At 70.1% G+C, this 19750-nt stretch carries 9 protein-coding genes; 8 read left to right on the top strand and 1 reads right to left on the bottom strand.

Going from position 1 to position 19750, the window contains the following annotated elements:
* Nucleotides 1–14: 14 nt before the first annotated feature.
* The 5 genes from mreC (at nucleotide 15) to ACRB68_RS21420 (ending at nucleotide 6840) form a co-directional block, all read left to right on the top strand.
* On the top strand, nucleotides 15–992 hold the full coding sequence (mreC, locus tag ACRB68_RS21440; RefSeq protein WP_328594545.1) for a rod shape-determining protein MreC: 978 nt from the start codon (nucleotides 15–17) through the stop codon (nucleotides 990–992).
* 2 nt (nucleotides 993–994) lie between these two features.
* Nucleotides 995–1594: a rod shape-determining protein MreD gene (gene mreD / locus ACRB68_RS21435; RefSeq protein ID WP_153535344.1), complete on the top strand. Its 600-nt coding sequence runs from the start codon at nucleotides 995–997 to the stop codon at nucleotides 1592–1594.
* A complete protein-coding gene (gene mrdA, locus ACRB68_RS21430; RefSeq protein ID WP_328594544.1) occupies nucleotides 1591–3669 on the top strand; it encodes a penicillin-binding protein 2 in 2079 nt (692 codons plus the stop codon). The genes mreD and mrdA overlap by 4 nt, the downstream gene beginning before the upstream one ends.
* A complete protein-coding gene (gene rodA / locus ACRB68_RS21425) occupies nucleotides 3666–4847 on the top strand; it encodes a rod shape-determining protein RodA (protein ID WP_153535342.1) in 1182 nt (393 codons plus the stop codon). The genes mrdA and rodA overlap by 4 nt, the downstream gene beginning before the upstream one ends.
* Nucleotides 4848–4917: 70 nt before the next feature.
* Complete coding sequence (locus ACRB68_RS21420) at nucleotides 4918–6840, top strand: TIGR03960 family B12-binding radical SAM protein (protein WP_153535340.1); 1923 nt, start codon at nucleotides 4918–4920, stop codon at nucleotides 6838–6840.
* Nucleotides 6841–6885: 45 nt separating this feature from the next.
* Here the strand turns inward: ACRB68_RS21420 and ACRB68_RS21415 are convergent, their stop codons facing one another.
* Nucleotides 6886–7680 (bottom strand): DUF6585 family protein, encoded by a 795-nt coding sequence (locus tag ACRB68_RS21415; RefSeq protein WP_153535338.1) that lies wholly within the window; start codon nucleotides 7678–7680, stop codon nucleotides 6886–6888.
* Nucleotides 7681–8138: 458 nt separating this feature from the next.
* Here ACRB68_RS21415 and ACRB68_RS21410 point away from each other — a divergent pair, with 458 nt between their 5' ends.
* The 3 genes from ACRB68_RS21410 (at nucleotide 8139) to ACRB68_RS21400 (ending at nucleotide 19465) form a co-directional block, all read left to right on the top strand.
* Nucleotides 8139–8525 carry a hypothetical protein gene (locus ACRB68_RS21410; protein ID WP_153535336.1) on the top strand — a complete coding sequence of 129 codons (387 nt, stop codon included), beginning with the start codon at nucleotides 8139–8141 and terminating at the stop codon, nucleotides 8523–8525.
* 657 nt (nucleotides 8526–9182) lie between these two features.
* Entirely contained in the window at nucleotides 9183–19037 is a 9855-nt protein-coding gene (locus tag ACRB68_RS42100) for a LamG-like jellyroll fold domain-containing protein (RefSeq protein ID WP_153535334.1), read from the top strand.
* Nucleotides 19034–19465: a hypothetical protein gene (locus tag ACRB68_RS21400; RefSeq protein WP_153535333.1), complete on the top strand. Its 432-nt coding sequence runs from the start codon at nucleotides 19034–19036 to the stop codon at nucleotides 19463–19465. The genes ACRB68_RS42100 and ACRB68_RS21400 overlap by 4 nt, the downstream gene beginning before the upstream one ends.
* The last annotated feature ends 285 nt before the right edge of the window (nucleotides 19466–19750 follow it).

Below are 19750 nucleotides of genomic sequence, written 5' to 3'. Positions count from 1 at the left end.
CGGGAGGTCGGTGGGTGAAGGACACCCGGCGGACCCGGACGGTCCTCGGTGTGCTGCTCGTGGTGGCGCTCGTGATGATCACAGTCGACTACCGGGGTGGTGACGGCTCCCCGCTGCGCGGTCTGCGCAGCGTCGGGGCGGCCGTCTTCGGCCCGGTGGAACGCGCGTCGGCGGCCGTGGTGCGGCCCGTCGGCAACAGCTTCGACGCGATCACCGACGCGCCCGGCGAGCGGCGCCGGGCCGACCGGCTGGAACGCGAGAACCAGCGGCTGCGCGAGCAGCTGCGGTCGGGCCGGCTGGACGCCGGCCGGGCCCGGCAGCTCGACCGGCTGCTCGGCACCGCCGGCATCGGCGGCTACAAGATCGTCGCGGCGCAGGTGATCTCCGCGGGGCAGGGCTTCGAGGACACCGTCACCATCGACGCCGGCAGCCGCAGCGGCGTGCGGGCCGACATGACCGTGATGAGCGCGGACGGCCTGGTCGGCCGCGTCACCCGGGTCGGCCCGGCCACCGCGACGGTGCTGCTGGCCACCGACGTCACCTCCACGGTCGGCGCCCGGCTGGAGGACTCCCGCGAGATCGGCGTCGTGCAGGGCCGGGGCCGCCGCGGCCTCGGCAACGGCGGCCAGACCCCGCTGCGGTTCCAGCTGCTGGACGCCAACGCGCCGATGCGGGTCGGGCAGCGCCTGGTCACGCTCGGCTCGCAGGGCGAACGGCCCTACGTGCCGGGCGTGCCGATCGGGGTGGTCGAGCGGATCGGCCGGCCCGAGGGCGGCCTGACCCGCGTGGCCTACCTGCGCCCGTTCGCGGCGTTCACCAGCCTGGACGTGGTCGCGGTGGTCGTCGCACCGCCGAAGTCCGACCCGCGCGACGGCGTGCTGCCCCCCAGGCCGAAGCCGTCGCCGACGCCCTCGGCCTCGCCGTCCGCGTCGCCGTCCGGGTCGCCGTCGCCGAGCGCCAAGCCGTCAAAGAAGCCGGACCAGGGGGACTAGTCATGCTGAACCCGCCCGAGCCGTCGCCGGTCGGACGCAACCTCACCGCCGTCGTCGTGGTCGTCGTGGCGCTGATCCTGCAGGTGTCGGTCGCCAACCGGCTGCCGCTGCCCGGCGGCGTCACGCCCGACCTGGTGCTGCTCACCGTGGTCGCGCTGGCGCTGGTCAACGGGTCGCTGACCGGCGTGGTCGCCGGGTTCGGCGCGGGCCTGGCCGCCGACATCATCCCGCCCGCCGACCACACCCTCGGCCGGTACGCGCTGGTGTACTGCCTGATCGGGTACGCGTGCGGGCTCGCCGAGGGCGAGATGAAGCGCCAGTCGATGGTGCCGTTCCTGGCCGTGGCGATCGGCGCCCTCGCCGGCACCGTGCTGTACGCGCTGACCGGCATGCTGCTCGGCGACCCGCGCGCGAACTGGACGATCGTGGCGCGGATGGTGCCGCTGCAGGTGCTGTACGACGTGGTCGCCAGCCCGTTCGTGGTGTGGTCGGTGCTGCGCGTCACCCGCCGCTACGAGCGCGGCGAGCGCGGCCGCAGGGACCGCTTCGCCCTGCCGGTCGCCCGCTACCGCGCCATGGCCGGCCGGGGAACGACCCGGTGAACCCGCGCACCCACTTCCGGCTCATGGTGCTGTACGTGCTGGTGGCGGCGATGATCCTGGTCCTGCTGGGCCGGCTGTGGACGCTGCAGGTCCTCGGCGGCGCGCACTACCGGCAGGTCGCGGCCGAGAACCGCACCCGCGACATCGTCGTGCCAGCGGTGCGCGGCCTGATCCTGGACGACCAGGGCCGCCCGCTGGCGCGCAACCGCACCGCGCTGGTGATCTCGGTGGACCGCACCACCCTGTCCCGGCAGAAGGACCGGGGCCGGGCGGTGCTGGACCGGCTCGCCGGCGTGCTCGGCACCACCCGCGCCGCGCTGGAGCTGAAGACCCGGCTGTGCGCCCCGGCCGTGCAGCGGCCGTGCTGGCCCGGCTCGCCGTTCCAGCCGATCCCGGTGGAGGACCGCGCCGACCCCAAGCGCGCCCTGCAGATCATGGAGCGGCAGGAGGAGTTCCCCGGCGTCTCGGCGCAGCTGCAGGCCGTCCGGGAGTACCCGGCGCCGTCCGGCGCGACCGCCACGCAGACCATCGGCTACCTGCAGCCGATCACGCAGGAGGAGATGGACCGCAGCAAGGGGCTGCGCGTCACCGGCTACAGCGGCGTCGACCTGGTCGGCCGGGACGGGCTGGAGGGCAGCTACGACGCCGACCTGCGCGGCGAGCCGGGCCTGCGCCGGGTGCTGGTCGACAGCCAGGGCCGCGTCACCGGCACCGCGCACGAGCGTCCCCCGGTGCCCGGCGGCAACCTGGTCACCAGCCTGAACGCGCAGGTGCAGGGCGCGGCCGAGAAGGCGCTGCAGAACGCCATCAAGAGCGCCCGCACCGCCGGGCACCGGGCCGACGCCGGCGCCGCGGTGGTGCTGGACGTGCGCACCGGCGGGGTGGTGGCGCTGGCCAGCTACCCCACCTACGACCCGTCGGTGTGGACCGGCGGCATCTCCCAGGACAAGTACGACGCGCTGCTCGGCAAGAAGAACGGCGAGCCGCTCATCTCCCGCGCCACCCAGGGGCAGTTCGCGCCGGGCTCCACCTTCAAGATCTCCTCGGTGTCGGCGGCGGTGGCCGACGGCTACGACCTGCACGGCACCTACTCCTGCCCCGGCTCCTTCAACGTCGGCGCCCGCGCCTTCCGCAACTTCGAGGGCCAGGGCCACGGCGACATGAACCTGCACACCGCGCTCGTGGTCTCCTGCGACACGATCTTCTACCGGTTCGCCTACGAGGAGTGGCTGCGCGACGGCGGCATGAAGCCGAAGCAGAACCCCAAGGACCCGATGGCCCACATGGCCCGCAAGTGGGGGTTCGGGTCGCGCACCGGCATCGACCTGCCGAGCGAGGTCAGCGGCCGCATCCCCGACCGCGGCTGGAAGAAGAGCTACTGGAACTCCACCAAGGACTCCGACTGCAAGGCCGCCAAGACGGGCTACCCGCAGGTGGAGAAGGAGGACCCGGCCCGCGCCGCCTACCTCAAGGCGATGGCCGTCGAGAACTGCACCGAGGGCTACGTGTGGCGCGCCGGCGACGCGGCGAACCTGTCGGTCGGGCAGGGCGACGTGCTGGTCACGCCGCTGCAGCTCGCCCGCGCCTACGCCGCGCTCGCCAACGGCGGCCGCCTGGTCGTGCCGCGGCTCGCGCAGGCGGTGATGCGGCCGGACGGGACGCTCGCCCGCCGCATCCAGGCGCCGCCGGCGCAGAAGCTGCCGGTCGACCCCAAGGTGCTGGCCTACATCCGCGGCGGCCTCGCCGGGGTGCCGAAGGAGGGCACCGCGCGCGGCGCGTTCGCCGGGTTCGACTTCAAGCGGGTCGAGGTGGCCGGCAAGACCGGCACCGCCGAGGTCTTCGGCAAGGACGACACCTCCTGGTTCGCCTCGTTCGCCCCGGTGAGCAATCCGCACTTCGCGGTGGTGGCCATGGTCGCGCAGGGCGGCACCGGCGCCTCGACCGCCGCGCCCGCCGTCCGGGAGATCTACGAGGCGATGTACGGCGCGAAGGGCAAGGAGCCCATCCTGAAGAACGGCGAGCTGCCGTCCGGGCTGCCCAAGGTGCGCTTCGACAGCAACGGGACCAGCCCATGAACAACACCATCGGAACGGTCGAGGGGTACGCCACCGGACTCCCGGCCTGGCGGCGCGCGCTGGCCGGCCTGCGCCGCCTGGACGGGACGATGCTCCTGGCGGTGCTGGCGCTGTCGGTGATCGGCGCGCTGCTGGTGCGCTCGGCGACCTTCCCGCTGCTCACCGAGCAGGGCAAGGACCCCGACGCGTTCGTCAAGCGGCACATCCTCAACCTGGTGATCGGGTTCGGCCTCGGCGGCCTGACCACCGTGCTGGACTACCGGCTGCTGCGCGCCTACGTGCCGATCCTGTACGGGCTCGCCTGCGTCGGCCTGCTCGCGGTGCTGACGCCGCTCGGCTCCACCATCAACGGCTCGCACTCGTGGATCGTGCTCGGCGGCGGCTTCCAGGTGCAGCCCTCGGAGTTCGCCAAGGTCGGCCTGGTGGTGCTGCTCGCCATGATCCTCGGCGAGCCGCGCGACGGCGAGGTCGGCCCGGGCCGCCGCGACGTGCTGCTCGCGCTCGGGCTGACCGCCCTCCCCGCCGCGCTGATCATGCTGCAGCCCGACCTCGGCACCACACTGGTGTTCATCGCGGTCGTGCTCGGCATGCTGGCGATCTCGGGCGCGCCCAAGCGGTGGCTGGTCGGGCTGGTCGGCGGCGGCATCGCGACGGCGGCCCTGGTGCTGCTCCTCGGCCTGCTCAAGCCCTACCAGATCGCCCGCTTCACCGCGTTCCTGGACCCCTCGGCCGACCCGCGCGGCGCCGGCTACAACGCCCGGCAGGCCCTCATCGCGGTCGGCTCGGGCGGGATGTCGGGCAAGGGGCTGTTCAACGGCGAGCAGACCGGCGGGCACTTCGTCCCCGAGCAGCAGACCGACTTCATCTTCACCGTCGCGGGGGAGGAGCTCGGCTTCCTCGGCGCCGCCGCGATCGTGCTGCTGCTCGCGGTGATCCTGTGGCGCGGGATGCGGATCGCCACCCAGGCCGCCGACCTGTTCGGCACCCTGGTGGCGAGCGGCGTGGTGTGCTGGCTGGCGTTCCAGACGTTCGAGAACATCGGGATGACGATCGGCATCATGCCGATCACCGGCCTGCCGCTGCCGTTCGTGTCCTACGGCGGCTCGGCGACCTTCGCCAACATGATCGCCTTCGGGTTGCTGCAGGCCGTGCACGTGCGGCGCCGGCCGTTCGACTGACCGGCCGCCGGCGCGGCGGCGGTACTGTGGAGGGTCTATCTCCCACAGCCCACCCTTGGAGGCCCTCGTCATGCCTGTTGAGTCGATCTTCCCGCGTCTGGAGCCGCTGCTCCCGCGCGTGCAGAAGCCGATTCAGTACGTCGGCGGCGAACTGAACTCCCAGGTCAAGGACTGGGACTCGGCGCAGGTCCGGTGGGCGCTGATGTACCCCGACGCCTACGAGGTCGGGCTGCCCAACCAGGGCGTGCAGATCCTTTACGAGATCCTGAACGAGCGCGAGGGCACCCTGGCCGAGCGCACCTACTCGGTGTGGCCCGACATGGAACAGGTGATGCGCGACAACGGCATCCCCCAGTTCACCGTCGACGGGCACCGCCCGGTCGCCGCGTTCGACGTGTTCGGCGTCTCGTTCTCCACCGAGCTCGGCTACACCAACCTGCTGACGGCCCTCGATCTGGCCGGCATCCCGCTGGAGGCCGCCGACCGCACCGACGAGCACCCGATCGTGCTCGCGGGCGGCCACGCCGCGTTCAACCCCGAGCCGATCGCCGACTTCCTCGACGCCGCCGTCCTCGGCGACGGCGAGGAGATCGCGCTGGCGATCACCGAGGTGATCCGCGAGTGGAAGGCCGAGGGCGCGCCGGGCGGCCGGGACGAGCTGCTGCTCCGCCTCGCCGCGTCCGGCGGCGTATACGTGCCGAGGTTCTACGACGTCACCTACCTGCCCGACGGCCGCATCCAGCGGGTCGCGCCGAACCGGCACGGCGTGCCGTGGCGGGTGGCCAAGCACACCGTCATGGACCTGGACGCCTGGCCCTACCCCAAGAAGCCGCTGGTCCCGCTCGCCGAGACGGTGCACGAGCGGTTCAGCGTGGAGATCTTCCGCGGCTGCACCCGGGGCTGCCGCTTCTGCCAGGCCGGGATGATCACCCGCCCGGTCCGCGAGCGCTCCATCACCACCATCGGCGAGATGGTGGAGACCGGGCTGAAGGAGTCGGGCTTCCAGGAGGTCGGCCTGCTCAGCCTGTCCAGCGCCGACCACTCCGAGATCGGCGACGTCGCCAAGGGCCTGGCCGACCAGTACGAGGGCACCAACACCTCGCTGTCGCTGCCGTCCACCCGGGTCGACGCCTTCAACATCACCCTCGCCAACGAGTTCTCCCGCGGCGGCCGCCGCTCGGGCCTCACCTTCGCGCCCGAGGGCGGCTCGGAGCGGATGCGTCGGGTCATCAACAAGATGGTCTCCGAGGACGACCTGATCCGCACCGTCACCACCGCCTACGAGAACGGCTGGCGGCAGGTCAAGCTGTACTTCATGTGCGGGCTGCCGACCGAGGAGGACGAGGACGTCCTCGCCATCGCCGGGATGGCCAAGCGCGTCATCCAGGCCGGCCGCGACGCCACCGGCCGCCGCGACATCCGCTGCACGGTGTCCATCGGCGGGTTCGTGCCGAAGCCGCACACCCCGTTCCAGTGGGCCGCCCAGTGCGACCACGAGACCGTGGACCGCCGGCTGAAGGCGCTGAAGGACGCGCTGCGCGGCGACAAGGAGTACGGCCGCGCCATCGGCCTGCGCTACCACGACGGTCAGCCGTCGGTGATCGAGGGGCTGCTGTCGCGCGGCGACCGCCGCGTCGGCAAGGTCATCCGCGCGGTCTGGGAGGACGGCGGCCGCTTCGACGGCTGGACCGAGCACTTCTCCTACGAGCGCTGGACGGCCTGCGCCGCCAAGGGGCTCGCCGATGAGCCGGTCGACCTGGACTGGTACACCGTCCGCGAGCGCGAGGAGGTCGAGGTGCTGCCCTGGGACCACCTGGACGCCGGCCTGGACCGCGAGTGGCTCTGGCAGGACTGGCAGGAGGCCGTCGACGGGACCGAGGTCGAGGACTGCCGCTGGACGCCCTGCTACGACTGCGGCGTCTGTCCGACGATGGGCACCGAGATCCAGATCGGCCCGACCGGCCGCAAGCTGCTCCCGCTCAACGTCGTCTGACCGCTTACCCCAGGGCGGGCCCCCGCGGCGCGGGGACCCGCCCTGTCACCTCTCCTCGGTCTCCCGCAGCCGCTGCGCGAGGGTGAGGAAGACGAAGAAGTTCGGCGTCCACCGCACCAGCGCGGTGGTCAGGGCGCGCCACCGCCCGGCGACCTTGATCCGCACCACCCCGTCATGGATCTTCACGTCCTGGACCTGCGCCCACGGCACCCCCTTCTGGCCGGAGCCGACCTCCCGCGCCGTCAGCCAGATGTCGCCGAAGGTCAGCCGCTCGCCCGCCCGGAGCGCGGCGACGGCCCGGGGCAGCTGGGCGGTGGTGACGCCCTGCTGGATCGCCGGCCCCCACTCGTCGGGGGCGGTGAACATCCCCGTCAGGTGGAACCGCCGCCCGCCGGTGTCGGTCAGTGTGTAGGTGTACGAGGTGATGCCGCTCTGAGTGTGCCGGACGATGTCCTGCAGCACGCTCGTCCGGTCGTAGCGGACGACGTGCAGCTCCCCGCGCATGGCACAGGTGAGCCCGTGCTCGAACAGGTCGAGGCGCGCGCCCTCGTACCCGGTGGGACGAGGCCACGACATGACGTACACGAACGTCGCGACCCCGACCGGAACGGCGAGCATGACCGCCGGCACGCTCTGCCCCGACAGGAACAGCGCGAGCACGCCCACGGCCCCCAGTGCGAGCACCACGGCCCCGATGATCCGGGCACTCGGGTTCAGCGGCGGCGCCTGCTTCGCCGGATAGGCCGCTCGATGCAGGCCGAGGCCCTCCCTTGCCGCGGCGTCGGCGGCTCTCCTGGCGGACTGCCCGTCATCATGGACGCGCGTGCTCTGCTCGCTCACCTTCACCCTCCGCTCGCCACCGAAACGCCCACCACCGTGTAACAGACACTCATGTCTGTCAATGGGCTGCGCTCAAGATCACCCCATCGCCATCCCGCCGCCACCACGCCGTAATCGGCGGCCCCCCGGCGATCGGCGTTGCCGCTCGCGCCCGCCACGCCGAGAATGAGTCCGCCGCGAGGCGATCGGATGCCTGGCGCTTTGTGAGGAGTCGGCCTTGGCGGTGGATCGGTGAACAGCGTCTTTGTCTTCCTGGAAGAGGGGCGCCGGATCACCGACTTCCTTGAGCCGGCATCGCCTGCCGTCGATGGGATCGAGCCCGTTGACGCCAGCAGGTGCCTCCAAGGTAGGTGACTGGCATGTCTTCCTCGACGTGAGCGAGGAATGGGAAGAGCCTTTCGAGGATGCTGAACCCAGGGTGATATCAGCGCTGACCGGCCTGAGCGCGCGGACTCGAGGTGACCTTCTCCAAGGGGCAGCGATACCTGCTCGATGTCCTGGAAGCGGTCAGTCGCACGCTGCGCTTCCTGGTCGCCGACGATTACGATTTCGTCGGTGACGGCGAGCGGTTCGTGGAGGCCGGGAGGATGAACCAGATAGTGGGTCTAAGGGAAATGGTCGAGAGAGGGATGGGGCTCCCTGAAATCTTGGCGGACCTTGGTGCACGAGAGGACTTTCGGCTGTCTTCGGTGAGCTTCCTTCAGCAGGTGCAGTTGGAACTCGGGATACCGTTCACCCGGACCAGGCATCTCTACGAGTTCTTCGACCCTGATTTTCGGCCACTTGCTGACTGGAGTGAATTGGAGCAACGCTGGCATGACCTTCTGGCAGGGACTTGGCCGTAGCGCCTAAAGCTGATCCCGCAGAGGCGCGATGATCGATTGAGGTTTGATCGCGAGACCGGTTCCAGGGAACCCCGGCCTGTTCGCGTTCCTGCGGTTGCATCGGAGCGGCCGAGCCCGCCCGCCGCGGCGGCCCGCGCCTGGCGCGGAAAGCGGAATGGGAACGCGTGGCTCGGATGGCCGTGCGAACCGGCCGGAACATCGCGCGGCGGCTGGCGCTGAGTGAAGGCGATGCGCTCGCTGAGGCCGCAGCGCGATTGATCGAGGCGATGGACGCCGATGAGTGAGGCATATATTTGAGCAGTACATTCCATGAATAAACGGTTAACGGTCATCTGTCGACCGCTTTACGTGAGCGGTCGGGGCGGGGGTGATGTTTCAGGGGGATGAAAAATCCCGCCCGGGGTGGAAATGCGAAGTGGGTTGGACTAGCTTCCTGACTTGATCACCGATCATGGAAAACCGCCTTGTTCGGTGCGCGAGTGATCCTGCCTGTTCTGACGTTGTCCCCCCGCGGCAAGAGGAAGCGATCGTGCAGAAGCGTCTCTTACCGGTTCCGGCCTGCCCTTTCTCCTCGTCGGCGGCCGCATCCGGCACGCACGTGCGACGGTCCTTTCCACGGCGCGGAGCCGGTGACATCTCCCAGGCCGGGGCACACGGGTGAGACATCGCACGCCACCTGCCGGCCGGGCCCGGCGCATCGCGGACGGCGTTCATCGGACGGGCTACCGGGCGCTCGCGGTGTTCGCCGCCCTGGCCGCCCCGCTACGGCCTCGCGCCGGCAGCCGTGTCACGGCGCTCGGCAAGGCGCTGCTGGTGGTCTGCGGGCTGTCGCTGGCCGTCGGGTCGAGCGGTGACGCCCTCAGCCTGAAGGCCCGGTACAGCTCCGCGAACAATCACCACGCCGCCAAGAAGCCCAAGCAGCGCTGGGGCTCGGCCACCGGCCAGCCGCACATCGTCAAGTCCGGCGCCAACCGGAACATCCCCTCGACGCTGCGCTCGAAGTATCCGCAAGGGCGTCCGCAGGCCGTGCAGGCAGCTGCCGGGCGTCCGCGCAACTCCGCGACCGTCGGATCGGCGCCGCGTGCCCGGGCCCAAGGGTTCGACGCGGCCAAGAGCCGGGAGCTGCCCGAACGCCGCGACGCCCGCCGGCGCTCCTATCTCAACGCCGACGGCACCGAGACCACCGAGTTCTCCACGACGCCGATCAACTACTGGGACCGGGCCCGCAAAGCCTGGAGCCCCATCGACCCGGCCCTGGTCCCCGGCGACGGACAGCAGGGCTGGCGCAACAAGGCCGACGCCGTGGATCTCCGCCTGGCCCCCCGCGCCGACACGCCCACCCTGGCCTCGCTCGCGCTGGACGCCGACCACGCGGTCGCCTTCGGGCTGGCCGGAGCGCAGCCCGCCGCGGGCCGTGCCGAAGGTGCGGCCGTCACCTACGGCGACGCGCTGCCGGGCGGCACCGACCTGCGCCTTCAGTCCACCCCGGGCGGCCTCAAGGAGACACTGACCCTCCGCTCGGCGGACGCGCCGCCGAGCTACGTCTTCCCGCTGGCGCTCAAGGGCCTGACGCCCAAGCTCGACCACGGCCAGATCGTCTTCACCGACAATGCGGGCAGGCAGCGGGCCACCATTCCCGCCGGCTACATGTGGGACTCGGCCGCGAAGCCGGAGACCTCCAAGGGCGTCACCTACAGCCTGGTGAAATCCGGTGCCGGAGTGGCGCTGCGGATGGACCTGGACGCCAAGTGGCTGCGCGACCCCGCACGCCGCTTCCCGGTCTCGGTGGACCCCAGCGTCGCCTCCGGTGCGGCCGACTCCAGCCTCGTCGTGCACGGCGGTGATTCCAGCTCCGGCGACAACGAGCTGCTGGTCGGGCGCAAGGACGGCGCGGCCGCCGCGTCCTACATCAGGTTCGGCGGCCTCGCCGACCAGCTCAAGTACCACACGATCTTCGGTGCGCAGCTGCAGGTCGTGAACTTCGACGCCCCCTCCTGCTCGCCGCGCAAGGTCACCGTCCATCCGGTGACGCAGTCCTGGTCGTCCGGCGGGAGCTACAGCTACCCCGGACCGGACGTCGGCGGCGCCCTCACCTCGCAGTCGTTCGCCTACGGCTACGTGAAGCTCGGCCAGTCGCATTCGGCCTGCCAGCCCAAGGGCACGTTGTTCGACCTCGGGGCCGGCGGCCGCAAGCTCGTCCAGGGCTGGGTGGACGGCGGCGCGAACAACGGCCTGTCGCTGCGCGCCTCGTCCAGCGACGACACGGCCTGGAAGCGGTTCGCCGGCACCGGCACCGCCAACCCGCCCCGGCTGTACGTGACGCACAGCCCCTACAACGCCAAGTACGCCATCCCGAACCCGGTGCCGCAGCCGCCCGTCCTGCAGAACCAGGCCGGCAAGGTCAAGATCACCGTCACCAACCTGAGCGCCGAGACCTGGACGCCGAGCACCTATTACCTGGCCTACCGCGCCTATGACGCCGCCACAGGGAAGGCCGTCACCCAGCAGCGCGCCGCGAGCCTGCCGGGCAACCTCGCCCGGGGCGCCCGCACGACCCTCGACGCGACCATCCAGCCGCTGAAGGAGGGCCGGTACTTCCTGGACTTCACCATGGTCCGCAGCGGAGGCAAGGTCTTCACCGACGAGCAGGTCCCACCGGGGCGGATCGTTCTGCAGGTCTTCAACGTTCCACCGGTCTTGCAGGAGCTGTTCCCTCCCAACGGCTACCAGGCGCAGACGCTGGCGCCGCAACTGTGGGCCAGAGGCCTGGACATCGACGCGCCGGCCGGGCAGACGCTCAAGTACAAGTTCGAGGTGTGCGACCAGGACAGCGCGGGCAAGCCGGTGAACTGCACCAGTTCCGCCTATCAGGACAGCCCCGCGTGGACGCCGCCGGCGGGGCGGCTCGTCTGGAGCAAGTCCTACCAGTGGCGGGCCTTCGTCAAGGACGCCACCACCGAGGTGCCCTCCCCGTACGCGACGCTGCTGACCAACGTGCCGCAGCCTGCGATCACCTCCAACATCGCAGGCTCCCCCTACGCCTCGCAGGATCGCGAGTTCGACCCCCAGGTCGGCAACCTCTCGACGTCCGCGGTGGACGTGCCGGTCGCCACGGTGGGGCCCGACCTGACTCTGGCGCGCACCTACAACAGCCTGGACCCGCGGCGGGCCTCTCCGTTCGGCGCCGGCTGGACGACGCGCTACGACATGCGGCTGACCGAGGACAAGGACGGCACCGGCAACGCGGTCATCGCCTATCCCGACGGCCAGGAGGTCCGCTTCGGCAAGAACCCGGACGGCTCCTACGCCGCCCCGCAGGGACGCACCGCCCTGCTCACCTTCGACGGCACCAACTTCAAGCTGCGCGACCGGGGTTCCACGACCTACCAGTTCTCCGGGACCGGCCGCCTCAGCAGGATCACGGACGCGGGCGGGCGGTCGCTGGTGCTCACCTACAACCAGCAGGACGGCCGGCTGGCCAAGGTGCAGGTGTCCAACAGCCAGACCAACACCGCCGGGCGCGCCCTGTCCTTCACCTGGTCGGGCGACCACGTGGCCACCGTCAGCACCGATCCCGTCAACGGCGCGCCGCTGACCTGGAACTACACCTACACCGGCGACCTGCTGACGAAGGTGTGCGCGCCGGGCTCGGTGTGCACGAACTACGAGTACGCCCAGAACTCGCACTACCGCACCGCGGTCCTGGACGACCGGCCCGAGTCGTACTGGCGGCTCGGCGAGTCGGAGGGGGACGCGGCCGGCAGTGAGATCGCCGTCAACCTCGGCAAGGACCGCGGCGCCTACAAGAACGTCACCCTCCTGACGCCCGGCGCGCCGCAGTCCTCGGGCAACACCGCGGCCACCTTCAACGGCTCCTCCTCGTCGGTCGACCTGCCCAAGGGCATCGTGAAGAAGAGCCGGGACGCCGCGATCGAGCTGTGGTTCAAGGCCAACCCCACCGGTACGGGCGGCCCCCTCATCGGCTACCAGGACAAGGCGCTCGGCACCGCCGCGACCAAGGGCGTGCCGCTGCTCTACCACGGTTCGGACGGCAGGCTGCGCGGGCAGTTCTGGAACGGCACCATCGCGCCGATCACCTCGTCCAAGACCGTCAACGACGGCAAGTGGCACCACGTCGTGCTGTCGTCCATGGGCGCCACCCAGACCCTGTACCTGGACGGCGCCGTCGCCGGCACGACCACCAACCCGGCGTCCACCGACATCAGCGCGCTGACCTACAACCAGATCGGTGCCGCCAACGTCCACTCGCCGGCGTCCTGGCCGGGCTGGGGCGGCAGTGCCGAACGCCACTACAACGGCGCCATCGACGAGGTCTCCGTCTATGCCCACCCGCTGGGCGCGGCGGCCGTCGCCGACCACTACGGCTACGGCGCCGCCGCCGCCGACCAGCTCACCAAGGTCACCACCCCGGGCGGCCGGACCGCGGTCGAGGCGGACTACGACAGTGGAACCGCCCGCATCACCGAGTACACCGACAGCGACGGCGGCACCTGGAAGATCGGCGCGCCCGCCGTCTACGGCGGCGACACCGATCTGCGGCGCGGCGTGGAGGTCCGCGACCCCTCCGACCGCCCCTACCTGTACGAGTACGACGCGCTGGCCGGCCGCATGATCCGGTCGGGAACGCCGACCGGGCTGGGCATCAAGGACGAGGACAAGGCCGACCCCACCCCGAGTTCCCCGCAGACCTCGCCGCCCTCCACCATCTGCTCCACCCCCGATCCGGGCGACCCGCAGTTCTGCACCACGATCCCGGGCACCGCCAACGGCCCGGTGTTCGAGGGGCACAATCTCGACGGCATGGCGATCCGCACCTTCGACTACGACGACCGCGGCTATCAGAAGACGATCACCAATGAGAACGGCGACTCGGTCTACCTGACCTATGACGACCGCGGGAACGTCGTCACCAAGAAGACCTGCCGGACCAAGGACGAGTGCTACACCGAGTACACCACCTACCCGGCCGCGCCGACCGACCCCTTCGATCCGCGCAACGACCTGCCGACCGAGAAACGCGACGGCCGCTCCTCCGGGCCGACCGACAACCGGTACCGGACCACCTACACCTACCACCCGACCGGGCAGCTGGTCTCCCAGACCGGGCCCGACGGGGCCACCGTCAAGCACACCTACACCTCCGGCGCCGAGAGTGCGGTCGGCGGCGGCAGCATGCCCCCCGGCCTCCCGCTGACCACCACCGATCCCCGGCAGGCCGTCACCAAGTACGCCTACTTCCAGAACGGGGACCTGGCCCGCGTCACCGAGCCGTCCGGTCAGATCACCACGTTCACCTACGACGCCCTCGGCCGAAAGATCTCCGAGACCGCGACCAACGACGCCTATCCCAACGGCGTCACCACGACCTACGCCTACGACGCGCTGTCGCGGCCGACCGTCACCACCGCGCCCGTTACGACCGACGCGGTGAACGGGACCAAGCACCAGACGCGCACCGTCACCACCTACGACGCCGACGGCAACGCCCTCACCACGGAGGCGAGCGATCTGCTCGGCGGCGACGCGCCGCGCAAGACGACCTACGAGTACGACGAATACGGGCGGGTCGAACGCGTCACCGACCCGGTGGGCGGCGAGACCTCCTACGGGTACGACCGCTTCGGCAACAAGACCTGGATGGTCGACCCGCGCGGCAACCGCTACGAGTACGGCTACACCGCCCGCAACATGATCGCCGAGGTGCGGCTGCGGGACTGGGACGGCGACCCGGACGGCGCCGGCGACCCGGGCAAGGGCGACTACCTGGTCGTGGACTCCTACGCCTATGACTTCGCCGGGCGGATGGTCCGCAACACCGACGCTATGGGCCGCCGCGTCGAGTTCGCCTACTACAACGACGACCTGCCCAAGAGCAAGACGCTCACGAACTACCACGCCCCCGACGGCAGCGTCCGCGACTACGTCCTGGAGAGCCAGACCTACGACGGCGCGGGCAACCTGCTGCGGCAGACGACCGCGAACGGGACGACCGTCACGGACAAGAGCATCAACCCCAACGGGACCGTCGCCGCCGTCGTCCAGGACCCCGGCGGCCTGAACAGGCGGACCGCGTTCGCCTACGACCTCAACGGCAACGTCACCAGGACGACGACCAGCGGCGCCGTGTCCAACGTGCCGTGGATCGTCTCCACCGCCCCCGAGGTCGTCGACATGACCTACGACCTGTCGGGCAACCTCACCAAGCAGATCCAGACCTCGGGCACCACCACCAGGATCACCTCCTTCACCTACGACCAGCGCGGCCTGCAGACCTCCCGGACCGACCCCCGCGGCAACGTCGACGGCGCCGACAAGGCCGCCTACACGACCACGTACGGCTACGACGAGCTGGGCCGCCAGGTCAGCCTCACCGCGCCCAAGGTCTCCGCCGAGAGCAACGGCGGCCCCGCCCAGGACGTCACCCCGGTGCAGGCCGTCGGCTACAACGCCTACGGCGAGACGGTCGCGACCAAGGACGCGCTCGGCAACGTGACCCGGACGTCCTACGACGTGCTCGGCCGGCCGACGGAGACCACCTCGCCCACCTATACCCCGCCCGGATCCAGCACACCGATCACCCCGACGACGCGGCAGAAGTACGACGCCGCCGGCAACGTCGTGGAGAGCATCGACGCCGAACAGCGCTCCACCCGCTACACCTACGACCGCCTCGGCCGGCTGACCAAGCGCGACGAGCCGACCGGGACCAACGGCGACCGGGCCGTATGGAACTACACCTACACCCGGACGGGCGAGGTCCTGTCGGTCACCGACCCCAACGGCGCCCGCGTCGAGACCACCTACGACGACATGGACCGGCAGCAGACGGTCACCCAGGTCGAGCGGCGCCCGCAGCTCGACAACTTCACCACCCGCTACGTCTACGACGAGGCCGGCAACCTCGCCTCCACCACCAGCCCGACCGGGGCCGTCAGCACCGCCGCCTACAACGCGGTCGGCGAGCCCATCGAGGCCAAGGACCCGTCGGGCGTCACCACCAAGTTCGGCTACGACTTCACCGGCCGCAGGGTGCGCACCACCGACGGCCTCGGCCGCACCTCGCGCATCGACTACGACGACTTCGGCCAGGTCGCGGGGGAGTACGACCTCAAACCGGACAACACGGTGCTGCGCGCCCAGACCTACCGCTACGACGCGACCGGGAACCTCATCGCGAGCACGGACCCCGAGCAGCGCACCACGACCTACGACTACGACGCCGGAAACCGGCTCATCCGGCAGGTCGAGCCGGTCGACGACACCAAATCGATCACCACGTCGTTCGGTTACGACGCCGCGGGCAACCGGACCCGCTACACCGACGGGCGCGGCAACTCCACCGTCTTCACCGTCAACACCCTGGGGCTGCCCGAGTCGGTCGTCGAACCGTCCACACCGTCCCACCCGTCCGCGGCCGACCGCACCTGGACCGCCGCCTACGACATCAACGGCGACCCGGTGAAGACGACGGCGCCGGGCGGCATCACCCGCCAGCGCACCTACGACGACGCGGGCCGGCTGGTGAAGGAGACCGGCGGCGGCGCGGCCACCACCGACCGCGTCCTGTCCTACGACCAGGCCGGACGCCTGATCAAGGCCGACGCCCCGGGCGGCACCAACGTCTTCGGCTACAACGACCGCGGCGCGCTCATCACCGCCGACGGCCCGTCCGGCAAGGCCGCCTTCGCCTACGACGGCGACGGCCGGCTCACCAGCCGCGACGACCGGGCCGGCAAGTCCACCTACGGATACGTCAAGGGACGGATCGCCACCGTCACCGACGGGATCACCGGCGTCACCCAGACCCTGGGATACGACGCGGCGGGCATGCCGAAGACGATCGACTACGGCGCGGGCCGCATGCGGACCTTCGGCTACGACGACTACGGCCGGCTGTCGTCGGACGTGCTGAAGAACGGCGCCGGGGCCACGGTCGCCTCGATCGACTACGACTACGACAAGGACGACCGGCTCACCGGCAAGAAGACGGTGGGCACCGCCGACGCAGGCACCAACACCTACACCTACGACTTCGCGGGCCGCCTCACCTCCTGGAAGAACGGCGAGAAGACCACCCCGTACGAGTGGGACGACTCGGGCAACCGCACCCGCGACGGCCCGAAGACCGCCACTTACGACGCCCGCAACCGGCTCCAGTCCGACGGCGACTACACCTACACCTACAGCCCGCGCGGCACCATCGACTCCAAGACCAGCTCGGGCTACACCGAGAAGTTCACCTTCGACGCCTTCGACCGGCTGATCTCCGAAGGCACGACGAACTTCACCTACGACAGCCTGGACCGCACCGCCTCCCGCAACGGCACCGACTTCGCCTACGCCGGCACGGAGGACGACCCGGTCTACGACGGCACGACCTCCTACGCCCGCGACCCCGCCGGCGAACTGATGGCGATGGCGCAGGGCACCGCCAAGCGCCTGGCCTTCAGCGACAAGCACGGCGACGTCGTCGGCGACATCGACCCGGCGGACACGACGCTGACCGGCCTCACCGAGTCCACCGCCTACTCGCCCTACGGCCAGGTCATCGCCCAGACGTCGGGCGGCAACCTCGGCCAGATCGGCTACCAGGGCGACTGGACCGACCCCTCGACCAAGCAGGTCAACATGGGGGCGCGCTGGTACGACCCGTCCAGCGGCACGTTCGACTCACGCGACAGCGTGGACTACTCCAGCGGCGACTCGGTCTACGCCAACCGCTACACCTACGCGGCCGGCTCGCCGATGACCCTGGACGACGACACCGGCAACTGGCCGTCCTGCGGCTGGTGCAAGAAGGTCGGGGGCTGGGTCAACCGCAACATCGTCCAGCCGATCTACAACAACGTCATCAAGCCCATCTACAACTACGTCATCAAACCGGTCATCGGCGCCGCCAAACGCTTCGGCGGATGGGTCAGCAAGAAGGTCAGCCAGGCCGTCAACTACGGGCGCACGCTCTGGAACAATGCCAAGAGCCTGGCATCGGACTGGGCACAACGGGCAGCACGCGCCAAAGCCGCAGCCGTGGCCAGAGCCAAGGCCATCACGGCCAAGGCCAGAAGCGCGATCCACTACGCCGCCACGCACAGCACCCTCGACGTCCTCAAGGCGGCGGTCAAACCCCTCTACACGGGCCTGAGCAAGCTCGTCTCGATGACGCCGCACCTGCCGGCCGGGCTGACCTCGTTCGTCAAGAACATCATCAAGGACTCGGCCAAGGCCGTCGGCCAGCTCTACCAGGCCGCCGTCAAGCAGGCGGGCGCCGTCATCCACGAGGTCTCCAACGCCGCCCACGCGGTGTCGCAGTTCGCCCAGAACCACGTGGCCGACATAGCCGGCATCGCCACCGGCCTCATCGTCGGCGCGGGCTGCGGCGCCGCCATCGGCTGGACGGGCGTCGGCGCGGTGGCCTGCGGCGCCCTGGCCGGCGCGGCGGGCTCCCTCGTCCACGACCTGGTCGAGGGCGGCCACTCCTGGAAGGAGATGGGCCTCAACGCCCTGAGGGACGGGGTCATCGGCGGCATCACCGGCGGCCTCGGATCCATCGGGGGCGCAGGACTGAAGGCGGGCCTCGGCGTCGTGCTCAGAGGCGGCGGCCTGCGCGCCGGCGGCCAAGCGGCCCGCTCAGCTGCCGGCGCGGAAGCCCGAGCCATAGGCAACGGCCTTCTCAGACGCTGCAGCAACAGCTTTGCCTCAGGCACTCCGGTCCTCATGTCCGACGGCAGTACGAAGAGCATCGAGGACATCAAGATCGGCGACAGGGTCGTCGCCACCGACCCCACGACCGGCAAGACGACGACCCAGCCGGTCACCGACACCATCGTCGGCTCGGGTGAGAAGAACCTGGTTCAGATCACCGTCGACACCGACGGCAAACGGGGCAAGAAGACCGGCGTCGTCATCGCCACCGACGGCCACCCGTTCTGGGTGGCGAGCCTGCGCAAGTGGCTGAAGGCCGACGAGCTCAAGCCCGGGATGTGGCTGCGCACCAGCGCCGGCACCCGTGTCCAGATCACCGCGATCGCCAAATGGTCAGAGCAGCGGCGCGTCTACAACCTGACCGTCGACCACACCCACACGTACTACACGTTGGCGGGCGCCGCACCGGTGCTCGTTCACAACTGCGGCGGCTTCATCGGGCCCCTGGACCATGTCGCCCTCGGAAGACGTGAATATGATCTTAAGGGTTTCGCGGAGAAAGTCGGTGCGCGCCATCTCCTCGGAGCGAGGAGTGATTCGTGGAAGGACGAGGTGAAGGCGGCGATCGCCAGATCCTCGCGGGGTGAGGGGAACATCTCGTTCATGCTCGACGGGCTTCCCGGGGCGAACAGGGGAGCGGAAAAGGCGCTGGCCGCTGCGAAAGCCGCCCAACCGCATAGTCTGCTCGACACTCAGTGGGAGTTGCTGGAGGTCGATGCGGCGGGGATGATGGACCGGGTCAACTTCTACCGGTTCAACCGCCGACTCAACGACTGGGCGCCGCTATGACGAGCACTCCGACGATCAGTGGAAGCCTGCCGCTCGTCCTCGAGGGTCGGTTCAAGCCTTGGGCGATCGGTGCCGGGCACAGCAAACTGCTCGTCCGGGGCTTCGCGGGGGATCCTGAAAGCGAAGAAGCTCCGAAGGTGATCGACATCCTCTTTCAGGATGTAGCGTACTTTTCGCTCGCTGATCTCTATCTCGGTCTCAACTTGCGGGTGGCCGATCCCGAAGTGATGCAGCGAGAGGAGCGAAGGGTCGCTGCAACGTGGCGCCGTGGAAGGATGTTCCTTCTAGGGGCGGCGCTCGCCTCGGACTACGTGGTCGCCGGCGTGGTGTTCTGGGCTCACATCTCGGGTGGAGGTGGCTCTCCCAGTCCGCTCCTTGCGGAGGAGATAGGCCCAGAGGAGGTCAAGGGGAATATCTATCGTTTTTAAATTATCTCATTTTGGGGAGGGGGCGATGGTGGACGCCTGGCGGCGTCCTGTCGGTCGGTCGATGGCGTACCTGTATTGCGCTGTTTTTCTATGCGGTCAGAGCATCGCCCGGGTACTGCCTCCTGGTGTCGGACCGGCAATCCAGGGAACGGCTCAGGTCGAGCGGCTGCTAAGAGTGGCGAGAGCTCCGGGGGGAAGCGTCGAGCCGACATGGTCGCGGTGTTCGAATAAGGGCCGGTCGAGGTCATGTGCAGCAGAAGATTTGCCGTCGGTTCTCTGGTTGGT

Source organism: Actinomadura macrotermitis (assembly GCF_009604375.1).
Lineage (GTDB): Bacteria > Actinomycetota > Actinomycetes > Streptosporangiales > Streptosporangiaceae > Spirillospora > Spirillospora macrotermitis.
Note: the sequence above shows the minus strand (reverse complement) of the source record. Positions and strands in the feature narration are given on the sequence as shown.